Origin of the sequence: Bacillus sp. UNC437CL72CviS29, assembly GCF_000482345.1 — a bacterium.
Taxonomy (GTDB): domain Bacteria; phylum Bacillota; class Bacilli; order Bacillales; family Bacillaceae_G; genus Bacillus_A; species Bacillus_A arachidis.
The window spans coordinates 39,956-60,632 of sequence record NZ_AXVB01000025.1 but is presented as its reverse complement, the minus strand read 5'-3'; the positions used below and the strand labels follow the sequence as shown (position 1 = coordinate 60,632).

The following is a 20,677-nucleotide window of genomic DNA, read 5'->3' as shown; positions in this document are numbered from 1 at the left end:
TCTTCATTTCACATTACTGACCACCTTTTGGCATCAAAGAACCTGAATGTTCTACCACCGGGTGAACACGAACAACTATGTTACTCTTAGTAAAATAGTTCTCTCCCTCATCCCAATTTTTTTCTATCTTCTTCCACTCTTTATAATTATGCCGCTTATAATAATCTCCTAATCCAAGAACATCTGTTTCAAAAGACTTCTGCACTGTTTTTATTGTTCCCATCACTATACTCTCCATCTCTTTGGAGACAGATGTCTTCATTTGCTTGTCACTCCACGCCTTTCCATCTCCTCCTAACTGTACCTCTGCTAATACACCTTCAGGATAAATATCAACTGTAAACTTGGGACGACGTGGTTCTGCGAAAGAAGCATGTATTTTTCGTCTTATTTTGTGAATTTCATACGTGAACGTTTTTTTCTCTTTCCGAATAGTTACAAAACCACTCGCTTTCTTTCCAATTATATAATTTAATCCTTGCGTATTTTTTCCAGTTAAAAGGCCGATCAATTTATTATCCTTCCCTTGAAACATAGCAGCGCCTTCCATTTTCACACCTTGTTTTGTTAATTGTAAAATCGGAAGCACAAAACTTCTCTTAGCAACCATCGTTTCTTGTACATCACCAGTGCGAACCGCTTCTAACATATATGCATTCGCGTCTGCGTGATCTGCTAGCAAATCAATATATTTCGCTGGTAAGTTTTCCGGTTTAGCACTTTGTTGTAAAATACGATCCGCTCGTTCTTTAGAAACAAAAATCCGAATATTCCTCCTCATTTCATGATCACGAAAAAAGACATCTAACGTTTGTTCTAAAACCATTGGATGTTTTAATAAGTCTTTTGAGAAAACGATAACTTGAATATGTGGAAAAAATAAAGAGCGACTAATTTTTTTAGATATCTCTCGGATTTGTGCAAATACACTATCAGAAGTTGCACTTATATTAATATAATTAGCTCCTCCTTGACTTTTCCCCCCACCCTGTTGAGCTAACGAACTCGGCAAGACAAGTTGATACGTCCCTTTCATACGAAGTGGTTTCTTTGATTTACTTTCTTCTTTTGCAACATCAAAAGCTACTCCTACAACAAAACCTCTCTCTTCAATCTCTTTTCGCTCTGAACAACCACTCATATATATAAACAAGGCAATACAGCAAATACACTTATGAAGATGATTCACTATTTTTGCCCCCCTTTATTTTATAGATAATGAAAACGAGCAGCGGAACAATGATAACGCATGCCATATCAACCCAAGCTAAGTAGGTACCATACCGAGTTACCTTCGTAACATTTTCAGGAAGCATGTTCAACAGATAAATTATCGGTGCACTTACAAAAATAAATATTTTCTTTTTAATAGAAGGAAACATCGAACGAAAACCTATTATCGATATATCATAATACATAGCAGTCGTATTGAAAATTGTAATAATCCAAGTCGTAAAGAAAATCGCATCGAAACGTTCTAAAAATCCTCCAGCAATCTCAATCTCCTTTCCTAATTCAATAACAGGGTACGTTAAATTCTTCGTCGTAGAATTAGAAAAGACAATAATACAAGTAAGATAGATGAGAATATATAATAAATTGGTAATCATTACTCCCTTTGCGGCAGCCAAAGGCGCTTTGTCTTTTTGCTTCACAATTGAAGAATAAAATAAAACTGCTTCAAATCCAATGAATGTAAATATAGATTCCTTCATCCCAATAGCATATTGGCTCCATTTTGTTTGAAAAAGTGGCAACAAATTACGAGTATCCATTAAATTTATATTTAATAACGACAAAGCTAAAATGGCACTCACCACAATTGGCAAAAATAACATGTTAAGACGGAATAATGCTACTCTAGAACCACTTACTCCATAAATAACAACCAGTAAGTAGAAAAATGATAAAAGTTCAATAGGCGTTTTACCAAATAAATATGTTTGTGCAATAATTGAAATGGTTCGCGCTTGATACGCCGTAATTCCAGCAAATGTTAGCACTAAAATACCGGTGACACCATAAGCTATTGGCTTCGATAAGTAGGCACTTGTATATTGAAAAAACGTTTGGTTTGGAAATAAATTTGCTATTTTTGTAATTATCCAAGCAAAAACCGCACAAATCAAACCACCGAGAAATAATATGATCCATCCATCTGTGAAAAGAGTCTGCTCTGCAATCACACGGGGCATCGAAAGTGCTCCCGTACCTATGATGATCGAAGATACTGTAAATGTTAGCTCCCGAGATCCAATTTCTTCATCGCCGTATTCAAACGGTTTCAATTTATTTTCTCTCCTTTGAACGTAATGTTTTATCTTTCGTCTGTAAATAATCTGGTCTCGTTTTTAACATTGCCCTTGGTAACAATGCAACTTCTTCTTTCCAATCCTTATAAAAAGCAGGAGCTAACGGCGTAAAATACGGAATTCCAACACTTTTTAAATTCATAATATGGATTGCTAATGTAATTAACGCCAAAATAATTCCATATAGCCCAAATAGGGTAGCAGCTAAAATAAACGCAAATAACAAGAAACGAAATGTAATTGTTATACTATAAACAGGCAAAGAAAAGGTAGCAATCGCCGTAACGGCAATGACAATAACCATAAAAGGATTGACAATCCCCGCGCTTACCGCCGCTTCACCAATAACAAGTCCTCCTACAATCCCGACAGTTTGTCCGATTTGCTTAGGTAAACGAAGCCCTGCTTCTCTAATTAATTCCATTGTTAATGTCATAATGATAGTTTCAATATAGGCGGGAAACGGTACTCCTTCCCTTGCACCAGCAATTGAATATGCAAGATTAGATGGAATAAGTCCTTGATGATAGGAAACAAGCGCAACATATACCGCTGGAAGTAAGATTGCCATAAGTCCAGCTAACATACGAAGTCCTCTTAATAAGGTCCCAATAATCCATCTCTCGTAATGATCTTCTGGCGATTGAAAAATATCTACAATAACCATAGGCGCGATGACAGCAAAAGGCGACCCGTCTACTAAAATAACCGCCTTTCCTTTTGCCAAAGAAGCTATCGCTCTGTCTGGTCTTTCCGTATTTAAAAATTGTGGGAAAGGAGATAGAGTATTTTCCTCCAATAGGTGCTCAACTTTCCCAGAATCTAATATCACATCCGTCTCAATCGACTGTAAGCGCCGATTCAATTCATTTACGATATAAGGATTGATTATATCTTCAATATAAATTAATGTAACTTCTTTTTGAGAGCGTTTTCCCATAATGTAGGATTGAAATCGAAGTTTCGGGTCACGCAACTCACGCCGAATTAGCATCTTATTTGTTGCAATATCCTCAGTGAAACCTATTTTAGGACCCCGAATGATATTTTCTGTAATCGGTGGCTCTAAACTTCGTCTTTCCCACGCTCGGCTATTAATCACTAATGCATGAGAAATTCCATCAATTAAAACAACCGTATCTCCTACTAGAACAGAATTAATAACATCTGAAAATGTCTCAACTATATTTACTTCACCTATAGAAATAAATCTATCTAATAAGGTTTGCATGATTGGGACTTTGTTCGGAATCTCTTCTTGTTGTAGTGGACGAATAATAAATCGATAAATTAAGTCTTTATCAGTAAGCCCACATAGAAATACAACAGCACACCGAGTAGATGAGCAAGAAAGCGCAAACTCCCGCACTGTTAAATCATTAGGAGACTGCAATGTTTCTCGAATAGAGTTTGTAATTGCAGATAAGCTTCCCTCTAAATTTGTCATCTACTTCACCTAACTTCCCTCTCAAGATGTTACCGTTATATTTCTCCATCTCGGGAAAATGTATGCAATGAAAAAAGCTATCTCCCTTTAGAAAGATAGCTTTTTCATTGCATACTATTCTTACTTCTCTAACGCAGTAGAATTGTATCGCACTTCAACATTTCTAGTTATCATACTAACTCCAAACATGACAATGATGTTTCTGATTAACGCCACAATACCGAAAAATAAAGACAAACTTTGTAAATACTGGTCCAATAACTAAGCAAAAAAATAGGAATACGTGCTAGTACGTGTATTTTTTTATCTCATTCCCCTTTTCTCATACAGTTCAAAACAGACTTCACAAAAACTTCTACCCCAATTGGTAAGGCATCTTCATCAAATGTAAAACGCGGATGATGATGTGGATACACAATGCCTTTTTCTTTATTTCCAGCGCCAATAAAGAAAAACGTACCCGGCGCCTTTTGTAAAAAGGCTGAAAAATCTTCCCCTGCCATCGTAGGTTGCAACCTACTTACTCGTTCTCTTCCATAAAGCTCTAGTGCTGTATTTTCCACAAGTTGTGTAACCCATTCATCATTCACAACCGGACGATAACCATATTCATAAGAATAATGATATGTAGCACCGTACGCTTCTGTAATATGCTTCACAATATTTTCAATCTGCTGGGCGGTTTGTTCTCTTAATTCATGCTTTAAACTTCTTACCGTACCTTCGATTTTCGCCTGCTCAGGAATTACATTATGCGTTGTACCCGCATGAAACTGCGTTACAGATAAAACGAGAGAATCTAACGGATTCGTAAGACGCGATACGATTTGCTGAAGCTGCGTAACGACCTGCGTACCAATGGCAATGCTATCAACTGTTTCATGAGGAATACCTGCATGCCCACCTTTTCCTTCTATTGTAATTTTAAACACATCAGGCGCTGCCATCGCTGGACCATAAATAACCCCAACTTTCCCAACTTCTAAAGAAGCCCAAAGGTGTGCTCCAATAATATAATCAACATCTTCCATTACACCTGCAGCAACCATCTCCCCAGCCCCACCTGGAAAATTCTCTTCGGCATGTTGAAATAGAAAGCGAATTTCACCTTGGATTTTTTCCCTTTGTTCTACGAGCGTATATACAGTGCCCAGAAGCATTGCAATATGACCGTCGTGCCCGCAGGCATGCATCACTCCTGGATTTTTAGAAACAAATTCAAACTGATTTTCTTCTCGTATGGGGAGTGCATCCATATCTGCACGAATTGCAATTGTTTTCCCTGACCTCTTACCAGTTAATCTTGCCATAATGCTATACTTTGTCGGCCTTGAAATTTCTAGGTGAGGAATTGTTTGAAGTATGTCGTATATGAACTGCGATGTTTTTTCCTCATGAAAAGATAACTCTGGATATCTGTGAAAATGCCTTCTCCATTCTATTAACTGTTCTTTAAAAAGAACACTTTCTTTTACTTCATCCATCTATCCTCTTCCTTTCTTCACTAAGTTAGCTGTTAGTATAACCCCAATCTAACATAAAAGAAATAATATTCAGAATATTTAATTCGCATAAAAGAAAAAGCTACCATATTAGATAGCTTTTTCTTTTATAAAATAGTAATTGCTTGCTTGCCCATTTGTTCCCATGCTCTTTCAAATTCAGAACGTGATACTTTTTTATTCGGATTATTAGCTAATGGATCATTCATATATACATAATTTTGATCATATCCAACTACCACAACACTATGCTCATAATATGTAATTTTTACATCGCCTTTATTTGTATTCCATGTTTCAAAACTATCCTCAGCTAGCGGTTGAAACGTTGTATTTGCAATGACCCATACTGGTGAACCCGAACTAATGACTTTATATATATCTTCAATCTCTCTTCCAGTTAAATTAATCGTTTTTTCAGGTACATATTTTTCTGCAAGTTTAAAAATTGGCTGATGATAAACACCGTAACCTGGTTCAGATTTCGTATAAATATTCCCTACAAATCCTTCATGAGGATTTCCGCGAAGATTATTTTCTTTAAATGGAACTTTATTGACTTCACTTGCAAGTTGCATCTTATCTACTTGTACATCTTTATACTGCAATAACATTGCTAGACTCGTAACCTCACAACCTCGCTGTAGTTCTGGAAGTTGTTTTATAAATGGAACATTTTCAATCATAGCTGTTTCTTTCATATCAAACAAAAAACTCACGCGTAACTCGTGTACTTTTTGAAGAATTTTATTTTTCCCTACAAAAATAGCAACAACAAGTACAATCGCTACAATACACATATATTTAAATTTCTTTAACATATTCAAAACTCCATTACATCATTATTTTCAGCAAACGCTACTCTTTTTATTGTACCTTTCTTCTACCCAGTTTGCTAGAAAGATTATATGAATTAGTATTCGATTAATATGTTTTAAAATTCTTATTTTTTGTAATAAAAAGAAAAATAAATATACATTTTCAGAATATTTCGCTATAATTAAAAATACTTAGAAGAAAGAATCCTCTTTCATTCACAAGACGTAAGATTACATGAAGCTAATCATAGTTATTTGTATCACCACTCTTACACCCAGAAAGTATACATAATCGATTTCTATAGTGATATAAAGAAAACTACTATTAGTATGTTTTTCATCCCCCACTGATGATTAGTGAAACGAAGCACGCTCGATACTCATTGAGTAAAACAAATAAGGAAAGAAATACGGGGTGAAGAGAATATGAATCAAACAACTACAGAACAAACTAGCTTACAACGTACAATGAAAAGTCGACACCTTTTTATGATTGCACTTGGAGGTGTCATTGGCACAGGACTCTTTATGGGATCAGGACAAATTGTCCATAACGCTGGACCTGGCGGAGCGATCCTTGCATTTTTAGTTGGTGGTTTCGTGATGTATTTAACCATGCTCTGTCTCGGTGAACTATCTGTTGCCATGCCAGAAGCAGGCTCATTTCAAAGTTATGCAAGCAAATTTATTTCACCTGGTTTTGGATTTGTCGTTGGCTGGATGTATTGGCTGAACTGGGCTGTTACAGTTGGCGTAGAACTGACAACTGTTAGTATTTTAATGAAGCGCTGGTTTCCAGATGTTTCTTCATGGATTTGGTGTGTTACATTTGCAGCAATCCTTTTCATTGTAAACGCTTTATCAACGAAAGCATTTGCAGAGGCAGAATTTTGGTTTTCCAGTGTAAAGGTCACAACAATCGTTGTCTTCATTATACTTGGAGGCGCTGTTATGTTTGGGTTCTTAGATTTCAATGGGAAACCCGCACCAATGCTTCATAACTTCACTGAAAATGGTGGGTTATTTCCAAATGGTGCCTTAGCTGTTCTTCTTACAATGATTACTGTAAATTATTCCTTCCAGGGAACGGAACTAATTGGAATTGCTTCAGGTGAAAGCGAAAACCCTGAAAAAACAATTCCAAAAGCAATTAAAAATACAATTTGGCGTACTTTATTCTTTTTCGTATTAGCAATTGCAGTTGTTGTAGGCCTACTCCCATGGCAGGAGGCTAATCTTGTAGAAAGCCCATTTGTACTTGTCTTTGATACAGTTGGGATTCCATATGCAGCTGACATTATGAACTTTGTTATCATTACCGCTGTACTATCAGTAGCGAATTCAGGGCTATATGCTAATTCTCGTATGCTTTGGGCTATGTCAAAACAAGGTATGGCAAGTCCTGCATTTGCGAAATTAACAAAGAAGGGAGTACCACTGAACGCTTTAATTTTCAGCCTTATCTTTGCAAGTCTCTCACTTTTAACAAGTGTATTTGCTGCAGACACTGTCTTTTTAGTTCTAACATCGATTGCCGCAATGGCAGCAGTTGTTGTCTGGATGTCAATTGCAGCTTCACAATTTTTCTTCCGAAGAGAATTTATAAAGAATGGCGGAAATATAAACGATTTAAAATACCGTACACCTCTTTATCCAATTGTTCCAATTTTAGCTTTCTCTTTAAATTTTATTACATTCGTTAGTTTGGCTTTCATTCCAGATCAAAGAATCGCCCTTTATTGTGGGATTCCATTTATGATTATTTGCTATATCTTATATCAAATTAAATATAAAAAAATCGTCACATTTGAACAACAACAAAAGATTACACAAGAAATAAACTAAATATATAAAATATTCAACTATCTTATTTTATGATAAGATAGTTTTTTTCTATTTATTGGATATGTTGGTATAACTTTATTTATCTTAAAATTTTTACAATCATGTTTTCATCAAAAAAATAGTTTACAATGTTATCAGGTTGCAAATGATATTCACCGTAAAAAGCGTGCATTTGTGTCTATTTTTTAACAATATGACAAAAACTATTGCCTTCTATAAATTAATAGGTTTATATTGTTTTATTGGCATAGTTTCAATCCAAGGAGAAAGGAGATTTTCAATCGTGCAACTAAAGAAATCGTTTTGGAAGTTGGCTTCACTTCTTCCTTTATCACTACTCTTGTTCCTCGGTGGCTGTGAGAAAAAACTTGCAGTATTAAATCCACAGGGGCCTGTTGCAAAAGCACAGTATGATCTGATCGTTTGGTCATTCGTACTTATGTTGTTGATTATTGCAATTGTATTCATCTTGTTTACAGTCATTTTGATTCGTTATCGTGAAAAACCAGAAAACATGGACTATGAGCCACCTGATCAACACGGTAACACATTATTAGAAATTATTTGGACACTCTTCCCAGTTATTATCGTTATCGCATTATCAATTCCAACGGTAAAAGCAACTTATGCATCAGAAGAAGTGCCAAAAGAGTCTAAACATATTAAACCAGTTGAAATTTATGTTACATCTGCCAACTGGAAATGGTTATTCAGTTATCCAGAGGAAAATATTGAAACCGTTAACTATTTAAACGTACCAGCTGGTACACCAATCCAGTTTAAATTAACATCTGTTGGTCCAATGAACGCCTTCTGGGTTCCAGAACTTGGTGGTATGAAATACACAATGGACGGCATGATCATGGATTTATTCCTACAAGCTGATAAGCCAGGATCTTACCTTGGTCGTAGCTCGAACTTCTCCGGTGAAGGATTTACTCACATGGAATTTGAGCTTGAAGCAAAGAAAAAAGAAGATTATGACAAGTGGGTAAAAGAAGTAAAAGAAACTGCTAAACCACTGACAGAAGAAAAATATAACGAAATCATTAAACCTGGTGTAGTAGGGCGTATGACATTCTCTAGTCACCACTTAAAGTATGTAGATCCAAAATCACTTGAATACTGTGATTACAACTACTACAAAAACAAAAAGTAATAGATACTATTCCAACAGATTGGAGTGAACACAGTGAAGCTTGATGAATTTTTTGTCACAGGTGATCCGATAATTTACGGAGCTGACGCATCTATCGTTCTTGTGACATTAGCAATCATTTTCGTACTGACAAAGTATAAAAAATGGAAATGGCTTTGGGATGAATGGTTAACAACTGTTGACCATAAAAAAATCGGTATAATGTATATTATATCGGCAGTTTTAATGTTATTCCGTGGTGGTATGGACGGTTTAATGATCCGTGCACAATTAACATTCCCGGATACAACATATTTAAACGCTGAACACTATAACGGAATCTTTACAACGCATGGTACAGTTATGATTCTTTTCATGGCGATGCCATTCGTTATGGGATTAATGAACGTTGTTGTACCATTACAAATTGGTGCTCGTGACGTTGCATATCCATTCTTAAACGCATTGAGTTTTTGGTTATTCTTTATTGGAGCAATGTTATTTAACATCGCTTTCGTTATCGGAGGTTCTCCAGACGCTGGGTGGACATCATACTTCCCAATGGCTGGTACCGAATTTACGCCTGGCGTAGGAAATAACTTCTACGCAATTGCACTGCAGATTTCAGGTCTTGGTACATTAATGACCGGTATTAACTTCCTGGTTACGATTTTAAAAATGCGTACACCTGGTATGACATTAATGAAAATGCCAATGTTTACTTGGTCAATCTTAATTACAACAATTATCATTATTTTCGCTTTCCCAGTATTAACAGTTGCTCTTGCATTAATGACATTTGACCGTCTATTTGATGCTCACTTCTTTACGATGGCGAGCGGCGGTATGCCAATGCTTTGGGCCAACCTATTCTGGGTATGGGGTCACCCTGAAGTATACATTGTTATCTTACCGGCATTCGGTATTTTCTCTGAAATCATTAGTACATTCTCACGTAAACGTCTATTCGGTTACAGTGCGATGGTGTACTCAATGATTGCAATTTCTTTACTGAGTTTCTTAGTATGGCTTCACCACTTCTTTACAATGGGATCTGGTCCAGCTGTTAACTCATTCTTCTCGATTTCGACAATGGCGATTTCGATTCCAACCGGGGTTAAGATCTTTAACTGGTTGTTTACACTGTATAAAGGACGTATTCGTTTTACAGTGCCAATGCTTTGGTCATTAGCATTTATTCCAAACTTCGTAATCGGTGGGGTTACAGGGGTTATGCTTGGAATGGCAGCAGCTGACTATCAATACCATAACAGCTACTTCCTAATCGCCCATTTCCACTACGTATTAATCGCAGGTACAGTATTCGCAATGCTTGCTGGATTTACGTTCTGGTATCCAAAAATGACTGGTCATATGTTAAACGAACGCCTAGGTAAATGGACATTCTGGATCTTTATGAGCGGATTTAACATCTGTTTCTTCCCAATGTACTTCTTAGGTTTAGATGGTATGACTCGTCGTATGTACACTTACTCAGAAAGCCTTGGATGGGGTTGGTTAAACCAAATCGCATCTGTAGGTGCAGTAATGATGGGTATTGGTTTCATATTACTATGTTACAACGTAATTTGGAGTGCTCGTCACGGTGAACGTGACACTACTGGAGATCCATGGGATGGCCGTACACTTGAGTGGGCAACTCAATCTCCTGTACAACATTATAACTTCGCTAAACTTCCTGAAATTAAAGAAGCTGATGCTTTCTGGTTCATGAAGAAACGTGGAGAAACAATTACACCAAAAGCAGATGAATTAAAACCAATTCACATGCCAAGCAATTCAGGTGTTCCTATTATTATGTCTAGCTTTATCGGTCTTGCTGGTTTTGCGTTAGTATTTAGCTGGTTCTGGTTAGCAATTATTGGTGGTATCGGTATGCTAGCTTGTATGATCTACCGTTCATTTGATTATGACGATGGTTACTACGTAAGCGTTGATGAAATTAAAAAAACAGAACATGTAGCATGAGAGGTGAAACGAAATGGCGGCTTTAGATAAAAGCTTACCTTTAGAATATCAATCTGAACAAAGCAGATTGAATATTCTAGGGTTCTGGATTTTCCTAGGGGCTGAAATTATGCTGTTCGCAACACTTTTCGCCTCTTATCTAGTCCTTGCTGGTCGTACGGCGGATGGCCCAACACCAGCAGACTTGTTTGAAGTTAAAACACTTTTAATTCAAACATTACTACTTTTAACAAGTAGTTTTACATGCGGTATCGTAATTCATGAAATGCGTAAAAACAACCAAAAAGCTATGTTAGGATGGTTCCTTTTCACATTGCTTTTAGGTGCAGGCTTCCTATTCTTTGAAATTGAAGAGTTCATCATGTATGTTGGAGAAGGCGCTACGATCCAAACAAGCGCATTCTTATCTGGATTCTTCGTTCTTCTTGGAACACACGGTGCCCACGTAACGGGTGGTATCATTTGGGCAACTTGTGTAATCATCCAAATTTTAAAACGCGGATTAACACCAGTTACAGCTCGTAAAGTATTTATTATCAGCTTATACTGGCATTTCCTTGACCTTGTTTGGATCTTTATTTACACACTAGTTTACTTGAACGGGATGGTGGCGTAATAATGGGACAAAACAATACACAAGCAAATGGACACACGCATAGCGGGTTTCCATGGTCACACGTTTTCGGGTTCATTTTATCGCTTGGACTAACGTTCCTTGCTTTATACGTTGCGCTTTACACAGACTTGCCACTTTCGACGATATTAACAACAATTATCGTAATGGCACTTGCGCAAGGTTTATTACAATTAATTATGTTCATGCACTTAAGAGAAGGAGAAGGTACAATTCAAATTGTTACAATGATATACAGTTTCTTCGTTGCAATTGCAACAGTTGGTCTTACTGTATGGATTTTCTTCTCTATGTAATGGACATGAAAAAGACTGCTGAGATAATCTCAGCAGTCTTTTTATTTATCCCCTCCTCCACCATATTACGGAAATTACAACATTATCATGTAAACTATACTTATTATGACAAATGTTAAGAAAACTCTTTCTTTATGGAATCGAGTTCATATGCATTGCTTTTCTTCAAATAATATAGCTAAAATATGTACTATATTATTTGAAGGGAGAGAACGCAATGGAACAACATTCTTCAGTCTTATCACTTATGATTGTCGTCGCAATCGCGTTTTTCGTTCCCCTTTTGTTGCAACGCTTTAAGTTAAAAGCAATTCCTGTCGTTGTTGCAGAAATTATTGCAGGAATTTTTGTAGGAAAAAGTGGGTTTAACGTTATTGAGCCAGATATGTGGCTTCAAGTCTTATCAACACTAGGATTTATTTTCTTAATGTTCTTAAGCGGTTTAGAAATTGACTTTTCGATCTTTAAACAAAAAGGAAAAAAGAATACGACAAATGAACCAAATACGTTCCAAGCCGCAAGCATTATCTTTTTATTCATTTTCATCTTATCCTATGCCCTATCACTTATATTTGTATGGCTTGGATTTGTCGATAATGCAATGTTCATGACATTAATTATCTCAACGATTTCTTTAGGTGTTGTTGTACCGACATTAAAAGAAAATAACTTAGGAAAAACAGCAATCGGCCAAATTATTTTATTAGTCGCTGTGATTGCTGACTTAGTTACAATGATTCTACTCGCTGTATTTGTCGGGTTAAATTCCGAAAGTGGTCGGAGCATGTGGCTTCTTCTCGTTCTATTTGGCGCAGGTATTGTCATTTACTTTGTGGCAAGACGCTTTAAAAATATTCCATACTTAGAAAGCCTAAAAGCTGGTAGTGTACAAATTGACACACGTGCTGTTTTTGCACTCATTTTAATATTAGTCGGATTATCTGAATCTGTTGGTGCAGAAAATATTTTAGGAGCCTTTTTAGCAGGCGTGCTCGTATCCTTACTATCACCAAATGAAGATATGGTCGAAAAACTTGATTCCATCGGATATGGTTTCTTCATTCCCATTTTCTTCGTTATGGTTGGGGTTAATTTAGAAGTATGGTCGATTTTTAAAGAGCCTTCTAGTATGCTAATGATTCCCATTTTAATTGTTGGACTCTTTATTTCAAAATTATTGCCATCGCTTGTACTAAGAAAATGGTATCCACGTAACATTGTACTCGGAAGTGCCATTTTATTAACATCTACACTTTCATTAGTTATCGCTGCGGCACAAATTGGTGAAAAGCTAAATATCATTAGTCCGAGTCTATCTGCTTCACTTATTTTAAGTGCAGTTATTACATGTATTTTTGCACCTGTGTTATTTAAAAAGATGTTTCCAAGGGTTGAAACACCAAAACCAAAAGTTTCTATCATTGGAGCAAGTCGAATCACTCTTCCATTATCACTTGATTTAAAACGTGAAGATTATGATGTAACATTATACATGATGCGTCAAAATAAAGTAAATGCAGAGGAAGCAACATCTCATGACTTCCCTATTGTAAAATTAGATACAATGACGATAGAACAATTAGACGAACACAAAGCATTCAATGTAGATCGAGTTGTTGTCGCAACAAGTGATGATGAACAAAACTTATTATTAGCAGAACATGCGAAAGAATTAGGTGTTGAACACGTCATTGCAAGTGTAGAGGATCCTCTTCTACAAGAAAAAGCAACGCAAGAACATATTGCCGTATTCTCAACCATCAACTCTACAAGAATTTTATTACGTGCACTTATCGATAAACCAAGTCTCGTTCGTTTAATTACAACTGCAAACGAAACGGTTCGTGAGATCGAATTACGTAGTAATAAATATAATGGTTTAGCGCTTCGTCGCTTACCATTCCTAGGTGATGTACTCATCATTCAAATTTACCGAGGTAATAAAGCATTGGTACCTCATGGTGATACAACATTACAACATGGTGATACGCTTCTTGTAACAGGTTCAAAAGAACATATTGATACAATGAAAAGCATATTAGAATAGCAGAAAGTCCCCTTTTCATCACGAGGGGACTTTCTGCTTACATAACACTTATTCCTTTCACCATACACTTTCAAACTTTTTCTTAAGATTCTCGTTTTTTAATGGTAAAATATTACTATCAAATATTCTGGGGATGAATCACACTATGTCTATTTCAACTTTAGCTCTTTTGCTACTCGCAGAAGTACTCGTTGCCATTATTCTCATCGGTATTAGCATTGAAATTTGCAGTTATGGATGGAAAAAAACAAATGGAACGAAATACTTTTGTCTCTTTCTTTCTCTTCTCATTGGTACTTGTAGTATATTAGGTCTTTGTGTTGCACCGGCCTATTTCTTTTTACAACTCATAGAAAAAGCGTCATAAGAAAGGTGGATTCTGTATGGTTACAATTAGATGTATTGATGCCTCTGAAACATACGAACTACGTCAAAAAATTTTACGTCCAACTCAACAGTTGGAAGATTGTAAATACCCATCTGATTACGAAACAAATTCCTTTCATCTCGGTGCTTTCTTACATGCTGAACTCATTAGCATCGCATCTTTCTCAGCTGAATCAGAACCTTCCTTACAAGGTAATAATCACTATCGTTTGCGAGGCATGGCTACAATGCCTAGCTTTCGAAAACAACATGCTGGTAGCTCATTAATCCAGCAAGCTGAAGTAATGTTAAAAGAGCGTGAAGCAGAGCTATTGTGGTGTAATGCTCGTATTACCGTTACAGATTACTATAAACGTTTAGGATTTCTTGAGCATGGCGAAATATTTGATATTCATCCAATTGGACTTCATAAATTAATGTATAAAACATTATAAAATAAAGAGGTCATCCTCTTTATTTTATAATTCCCCCCTCTCCTTGTAGCTCTTTTAAATACTCTTCTTTCTCATCACGGTAAAATAAATTATACGTATCAAACGGAATAATTCTTCCATCAGGATGTACAATATGAACACAGGATTTCTTTACCGAACGTATATCTAAATCATAATTATCCATAAACTTCATAATTAATACGCGGAATACATTCTCATAACCAATCCCTGTTGGAAGACTAACTTTTGGCAAGCAACAGAGCAATTCTTTTAATGAATCATAGCCACTTTCTGGTGAATGATTTAAGCTAAATAACTTAAAGATTTGTCCTTTTAATTGCTCATCACTTTCAAAAACAATCGTATTCCGCTCTCCTTCTAATAAAATATTTCGATCAATTATACTGGTTAGTGGAAAAATAGATCCATCTAATTTTAATGCGTATGCCATCGCCAAACTATCCGGATGACAAGGAACCGGTATTATATCGTCTTCTGTAAATAACGAAGATTGTTCGATAATCATTTGACGTACTTCACTTAATGTTAAACGATTGGTTTCAGGATTAAAATCTTCTGTTCGTCCCGCTTGCTGAATAGGTTGAAATGTAACACCCCGTACACATTTTTGTTGTATTGCATATTGTAATATCTCACCTATTTCCTTATCATTTACTCCTTTTTTCAATGTAACAACAAGGGTTGTAGAAATATTGTATTTATTTAAGTTCTCAATCGCTCTTCTTCTTATTTCACGTAAATCAACCCCGCGTAAACTCTGCAGTGCTTCTTTTTCCAAGCTATCAAACTGTAAATATATTTCAAATCCAGGTGTATATTTTACTAACTTTTCTACAAACGTAATATCCTGTGCAATGCGTAAACCGTTCGTATTAATCATAATATGTTTAATTGGTTTTTGTTTTGCAATATTTAATATATCAAAGAAATGAGGATGAAGCGTTGGCTCACCGCCGCTAATTTGAACAACATCTGGATTCTTTTCGTTTTTTACAACGGCATCTAACATCATCTCCACATGTTCTACTGTTCGCCATGTAGTGCGCTTTGGTGATGATTCTGCATAACAAATCGGACACTGTAAATTGCATACATCTGTAATTTCAATAATACTTAAGCAACTGTGTTGCTCATGATCCGAACAAAGTCCACAATCATAAGGGCACCCGTATTTAATAGGTGTATTCCAACGATATGGCATTTCACTCGGCTTAATAAATTCGCGGCATTGCTTATAATACGAGACATCTGTTGAAATGAGCACCTTTTCTCGGCCATGCAACATACAATGCTTTACCATATAGACTCTTTCATCTTGTATAATGATCTTCGCTTCTACTTTCTGTAAACATGTGGAGCACACACTACTCGTTAGGTCATAATATAAATAGTCCCTATTTGGCATGTCGTCTTTCCCCTTTTCTCTTTTTCATAACTAACACAACATAATAACAAACACCCAAAATACAAGCCCATTGAATCGCACTCAAATGCACATATAACTTATCTGTCGGCTTGAGCCATTCAACCAAAAAGCGAAAGTTTAAATATGCCAACATAAAGATTTGAAAAACGAACCCTTCCCACGGTTTATGTCTACTTAGCCAAATACAGCAAATCATAAGGATAAATAAATAACCAATCTCATATAATTGTGTCGGATGCCGGAGCATCCCATCACCAAAATCAATTCCAACTGACCATGTTGTTTGTATCCCTACCGTTTCATCTCCAATGCCAGTTAAAAAACAACCAATTCTACCAATTGCAATTCCTAGTACCAGAGGAATGACCATATCATCACCCGTTGATTCTGTATGACCAACCATTTTCTTCACACTTTCTACACCAATAAGTCCACCTAACAAACCGCCTACAATTGTTTTCCCTTGAATCAATCCTTGCCAGCCATTCTCCCCTATTACTTTCTGAACCTGCAAAAGATGCTCCAGTGTTGCCAAAAGAATCGCCCCAAGAAAAGCACCAAATATAGCACCTAAAAAGATGAATAGCGCTTTTACTTCTGGAATCTTCTCTTTTCGTCGACTTTTTAAATAATAACGAAACCCAAGAAACATACCGAGTGATTCAAAAATAGCATGAGGATGTAGCTTTACTCCAAATACATGTAAATAAATTGGAAATTCCATATAATTATACCTTTCTTACGTCTATTATCTATCTTTAATAATACATATATTGTAAAATAATACTTATTATAAAACAATTCCGAATTTTCAGGAGGTATTTATGAGTAATACAAACTCATCAAAAAAACCTCGTCCTTTTCAACAATGGATGATTGGCTTTGCAGTTACATTTCTAGCTCTCATCATATTATTTGGAGTTCTTATTCGCTGGATTGAGATTACATTTATTATTGTAGGAGTCTCTTTATTATCTTGGGGAGGATACGAAGCATATCGAGGGCGACCATTTATTTTACTAGGAATTATTAGTACACCCTTTATTTTAGGATTCGTATTCTTTATTATTTGCGGTGGATTCTTGATATTTTCTCTTTAAAAGACATGAAAAAACCTTCCATATGCCCGGAAGGTTTTTCTATGCTTTAGTTATCTTCTTTAGCTCTTATCATTCTTCTATAATTATAAATAATAAAGAGGGAACCAAAAAACAAAGAAACTTCACGATTAATGTTAAATTCTTACAAATAAATACTCTTTTCTATATTATAAGAACAAATGACATCCAAATAAAATTGCAAAGAAATACAGAAGCGGATGAACTTCCATCCCTTTCCCTTTCACAATTTTTAAAATTGGATAAATTAAAAATCCAAGTGCAATTCCGTTCGCAATACTAGATGTTAATGGAATCCCTACAAAAATTAAAAATGCCGGCAATGCATCTTCAAATTCATTCCAGTTAATATCACGAATACTTTGTGCCATTAAACTCCCTACTATAATTAATGAGGGAGCCGTAATTGCTGCCACACTTGATAAAGAAGCAATTACAGGACTGAAAAATGCTGTAACTATCGTTAAGCAGATTACTACAATACCTGTTAATCCTGTTTTACCACCTGCTGCAATTCCTGCTGACGATTCAATCGTTGCCGCTGTCGGACTTGTCCCGAACACTGCTCCCGTTGTACCACCTATTGCATCAGCAATAAATGCTTTACCGAAACGCTTTTCAGCATTATCTGTATTTAAACCAGCTTGTTTAATTAGACCAAGCAAAGCCCCTGTTGTATCAAATAAAAGTACGAGTAAGAATGAAAAAACAACGCCGTATAACCCATATTCCATTACATCAGAAAATGCAGTTATAGGATTGGAAACGATAATCCCTTTTGGTAAATGAGGAATCGCTGCAATTTGATCACTAAACTTCAATTGCCCTGTAAAGAAGGCAATTATCCCCGTTACAATCATACTTATAAATAGCGCACCACTCACACGTAATGCCATTAACACTGCTGCTAACACTAAACCAATCAGTGTTAAAATAACAGCCGGTGAATGAAAATCTCCAATTGTAACTAAATTAGATGGATAATCAACAATAATACCAGATAAACGAAGACCAATGAAAGCAATAAATAACCCAATCCCACCTGCAATAGCATGCTTCAAACTATCTGGAATTGCTACAATAAGCTTTTGACGAAATGATGTAAAAGACAATAAAAGAAAAATAATACCCGTTACAAATACTGCTGAAAACGCAATAGCATATGTAATGCCTTCTGCTTTTTGTACAACAGAATAAGCAAAGTACGCATTCATCCCCATGGCTGGAGCAATGACGATTGGATAATTTGCAAAAAACGCCATACATAATGTTCCGACAATTGTCGCAATAATAGTTGCCGTAAATGCTTGATCAAAAGGTACACCTGCATCAGATAGTATTTTCGGATTGATGACAAGAATGTACGCAAATGTAAAAAATGTTGTGATGCCAGCTAAAATCTCTTGCTTCACAGAAGTGTTATACTTTTGTAATTGAAACATGCTTAAGTACCCTTCCTACACAATGAATTATTATCACACATTCTTATAATTATGCGAGAAAATGTAATACTTAATCTTACCAATCAATAAAAGAAAGAGTCAATGTATTCAATAATAGTTAGAATTTTAAGTTTAGGTCTGACAAATACAGATATAGTACAACATACATCGACAATTTTTGTAGCATAACAGACAGAAATGTTTTATAATTTAAAATAGTTGCACTTCTAGTAAGCGCATTCAATCTTTTCATCCTATAAGGAGGCTTTTTATGCAGCAAACAAACAAATCAGGAACTTTAAACCGCGGTCTAAAACAAAGACACATCACATTGATGTCTCTTGGATCCGCTATTGGTGTAGGACTATTTTTAGGATCTGCTTCTGCTATCAAATTAGCTGGACCTTCTATTCTATTAGCTTATATGATTGCTGGACTCGTTATCTTCTTCATTATGCGTGCTCTTGGGGAAATAGCAATTGAACAACCAGTTGCTGGTTCTTTTAGTAAATACGCACATGATTATTTAGGACCCTTAGCAGGTTATATAACTGGATGGAACTATTGGTTTTTATGGGTTGTTACTTGTATGGCTGAAATCACTGCCGCTGGAATTTATATGGAATATTGGTTTCCAGATATCCCGCGCTGGATTTGGGCGTTATTGGCTCTCGTATTAATGAGCGCATTTAACTTTTTATCTGTAAAAGTATTTGGAGAGCTTGAATTTTGGTTTGCTTTAATTAAAATTGTCACAATTATCTGTATGATTGTAATTGGGACAGGAATTATTCTATTTGGATTTGGAAATGATGGCATCGCTACTGGAATTTCGAACCTTTGGTCACACGGCGGATGGTTCCCTAATGGTTTTTCTGGGTTACTTCTTTCCTTACAAATGGTTTTATTTGCTTATCTAGGAGTCGAACTTATCGGTGTCACAGCTGGTGAGGCACAAAATCCGAAGAAAACACTTGCAAAAGCAATTGATAACGTATTTTGGCGCATTTTACTGTTCTACGTTGGAGCATTATTTGTTATGATGGCAATTTATCCATGGAATGAACTTGGCGATAAAGGAAGTCCGTTTGTATTAACATTCCAACAAATTGGTATAGCAAAAGCAGCGGGAATTATTAACTTCGTTGTTTTAACGGCAGCTCTTTCTTCTTGTAACGGTGGTTTATTTAGTACAGGACGTATGTTATTTACATTGGCAGAGCAAAAAAAGGCGCCTGAAAAATTCGGCCGTTTAAATAAAAATGGCATTCCAAGTAGTGGAATTATAGCAACTTCCTTAGTCTTACTGGTTGGTGTTATTTTAAACTATCTTGTTCCTGCAAAAGTATTTACATGGCTTACTAGTATTTCAACGTTCGGTGCAATTTGGACATGGGGGATCATATTAGTTACTCAAATCCGATTCAGAAAAGGATTACCAGCACAAACTAAGCAAAATTTAACGTACAAAATGCCTTTATATCCATTAAGTTCTTATTTTTCACTTGCTTTCCTTGCATTAGTATTAGGAATTATGGCTTATTCAGAAGATACACGAATCGCATTAATTGTTGGTCCGATTTGGTTGATTTCATTAGTAGTTGTATATTACTTAAAAGGATTTCATAAGATAGATGCTGCACAAACTTCAAAAATTAGTTAAATATGTTGCCCCTTCCTTATAGCGAGGAAGGGGTTTTCTTATTTTTCACACAAATATTTATCAACAAAATCCATGTTATTTTTACAAATTTTTTGTATATTTTACATTTTCCATCTTTATTTTCATAAAAAAATCCATTACATTATTAAGGCACATAT

The 20,677-nt window shown here is 35.8% G+C and carries 18 protein-coding genes; 10 read left to right on the top strand and 8 right to left on the bottom strand.

Translation table 11 applies throughout. The annotated features are described in order from the left end of the window. Positions 1–13: 13 nt before the first annotated feature. The 5 genes from M014_RS0118015 to M014_RS0117995 form a co-directional block, all read right to left on the bottom strand. On the bottom strand, positions 14–1,189 hold the full coding sequence (locus M014_RS0118015; protein WP_026592972.1) for a Ger(x)C family spore germination protein: 1,176 nt from the start codon (positions 1,187–1,189) through the stop codon (positions 14–16). After that, the gene (locus M014_RS0118010) at positions 1,173–2,288 is read right to left on the bottom strand and encodes a GerAB/ArcD/ProY family transporter (protein ID WP_026592971.1); all 1,116 of its coding nucleotides are present in this window, start codon (positions 2,286–2,288) and stop codon (positions 1,173–1,175) included. The genes M014_RS0118015 and M014_RS0118010 overlap by 17 nt, the downstream gene beginning before the upstream one ends. 1 nt (position 2,289) lies before the next feature. Continuing rightward, entirely contained in the window at positions 2,290–3,759 is a 1,470-nt protein-coding gene (locus M014_RS0118005; protein WP_026592970.1) for a spore germination protein, read from the bottom strand. 308 nt (positions 3,760–4,067) lie between these two features. Next, a complete protein-coding gene (locus M014_RS0118000; protein WP_026592969.1) occupies positions 4,068–5,243 on the bottom strand; it encodes a M20 family metallopeptidase in 1,176 nt (391 codons plus the stop codon). Between the two features lie 125 nt (positions 5,244–5,368). Further along, on the bottom strand, positions 5,369–6,082 hold the full coding sequence (locus M014_RS0117995; RefSeq protein ID WP_026592968.1) for a C39 family peptidase: 714 nt from the start codon (positions 6,080–6,082) through the stop codon (positions 5,369–5,371). Between the two features lie 423 nt (positions 6,083–6,505). Between M014_RS0117995 and M014_RS0117990 the strand changes: the two genes are divergently transcribed. From M014_RS0117990 to M014_RS0117955, 8 genes are all read left to right on the top strand, one after another. After that, positions 6,506–7,924: an amino acid permease gene (locus tag M014_RS0117990; RefSeq protein ID WP_026592967.1), complete on the top strand. Its 1,419-nt coding sequence runs from the start codon at positions 6,506–6,508 to the stop codon at positions 7,922–7,924. Between the two features lie 283 nt (positions 7,925–8,207). Beyond that, complete coding sequence (gene qoxA / locus M014_RS0117985) at positions 8,208–9,083, top strand: cytochrome aa3 quinol oxidase subunit II (protein WP_026592966.1); 876 nt, start codon at positions 8,208–8,210, stop codon at positions 9,081–9,083. A 33-nt stretch (positions 9,084–9,116) separates the two neighbouring features. After that, entirely contained in the window at positions 9,117–11,051 is a 1,935-nt protein-coding gene (qoxB, locus tag M014_RS0117980) for a cytochrome aa3 quinol oxidase subunit I (RefSeq protein WP_026592965.1), read from the top strand. Positions 11,052–11,064: 13 nt separating this feature from the next. Then, positions 11,065–11,667: a cytochrome aa3 quinol oxidase subunit III gene (gene qoxC / locus M014_RS0117975; RefSeq protein ID WP_026592964.1), complete on the top strand. Its 603-nt coding sequence runs from the start codon at positions 11,065–11,067 to the stop codon at positions 11,665–11,667. A gap of 2 nt (positions 11,668–11,669) precedes the next feature. Beyond that, positions 11,670–11,981 (top strand): cytochrome aa3 quinol oxidase subunit IV, encoded by a 312-nt coding sequence (gene qoxD, locus M014_RS0117970; protein ID WP_026592963.1) that lies wholly within the window; start codon positions 11,670–11,672, stop codon positions 11,979–11,981. A 217-nt stretch (positions 11,982–12,198) separates the two neighbouring features. Continuing rightward, on the top strand, positions 12,199–14,028 hold the full coding sequence (locus M014_RS0117965; protein WP_026592962.1) for a monovalent cation:proton antiporter family protein: 1,830 nt from the start codon (positions 12,199–12,201) through the stop codon (positions 14,026–14,028). 133 nt (positions 14,029–14,161) lie between these two features. Beyond that, the gene (locus M014_RS0117960; RefSeq protein ID WP_170833695.1) at positions 14,162–14,395 is read left to right on the top strand and encodes a DUF4022 family protein; all 234 of its coding nucleotides are present in this window, start codon (positions 14,162–14,164) and stop codon (positions 14,393–14,395) included. Positions 14,396–14,411: 16 nt separating this feature from the next. Beyond that, entirely contained in the window at positions 14,412–14,849 is a 438-nt protein-coding gene (locus tag M014_RS0117955) for a GNAT family N-acetyltransferase (protein ID WP_026592960.1), read from the top strand. Between the two features lie 19 nt (positions 14,850–14,868). Here M014_RS0117955 and M014_RS0117950 read toward each other — a convergent pair whose 3' ends face one another. Together M014_RS0117950 and M014_RS0117945 are read right to left on the bottom strand one after the other, a co-directional pair. Continuing rightward, positions 14,869–16,275: a radical SAM protein gene (locus M014_RS0117950; protein WP_026592959.1), complete on the bottom strand. Its 1,407-nt coding sequence runs from the start codon at positions 16,273–16,275 to the stop codon at positions 14,869–14,871. Then, complete coding sequence (locus tag M014_RS0117945) at positions 16,265–17,020, bottom strand: prolipoprotein diacylglyceryl transferase (protein ID WP_026592958.1); 756 nt, start codon at positions 17,018–17,020, stop codon at positions 16,265–16,267. Before M014_RS0117945 ends, M014_RS0117950 begins: the two co-directional genes overlap by 11 nt. 100 nt (positions 17,021–17,120) lie before the next feature. Here M014_RS0117945 and M014_RS0117940 point away from each other — a divergent pair, with 100 nt between their 5' ends. Then, positions 17,121–17,396 (top strand): hypothetical protein, encoded by a 276-nt coding sequence (locus tag M014_RS0117940; RefSeq protein ID WP_026592957.1) that lies wholly within the window; start codon positions 17,121–17,123, stop codon positions 17,394–17,396. A gap of 167 nt (positions 17,397–17,563) precedes the next feature. Here the strand turns inward: M014_RS0117940 and M014_RS0117935 are convergent, their stop codons facing one another. Next, the gene (locus M014_RS0117935) at positions 17,564–18,856 is read right to left on the bottom strand and encodes an NCS2 family permease (protein ID WP_026592956.1); all 1,293 of its coding nucleotides are present in this window, start codon (positions 18,854–18,856) and stop codon (positions 17,564–17,566) included. Positions 18,857–19,127: 271 nt separating this feature from the next. On the opposite strand from M014_RS0117935, the gene M014_RS0117930 reads away from it, so the two are divergent. After that, positions 19,128–20,519 carry an amino acid permease gene (locus tag M014_RS0117930; protein ID WP_026592955.1) on the top strand — a complete coding sequence of 464 codons (1,392 nt, stop codon included), beginning with the start codon at positions 19,128–19,130 and terminating at the stop codon, positions 20,517–20,519. The last annotated feature ends 158 nt before the right edge of the window (positions 20,520–20,677 follow it).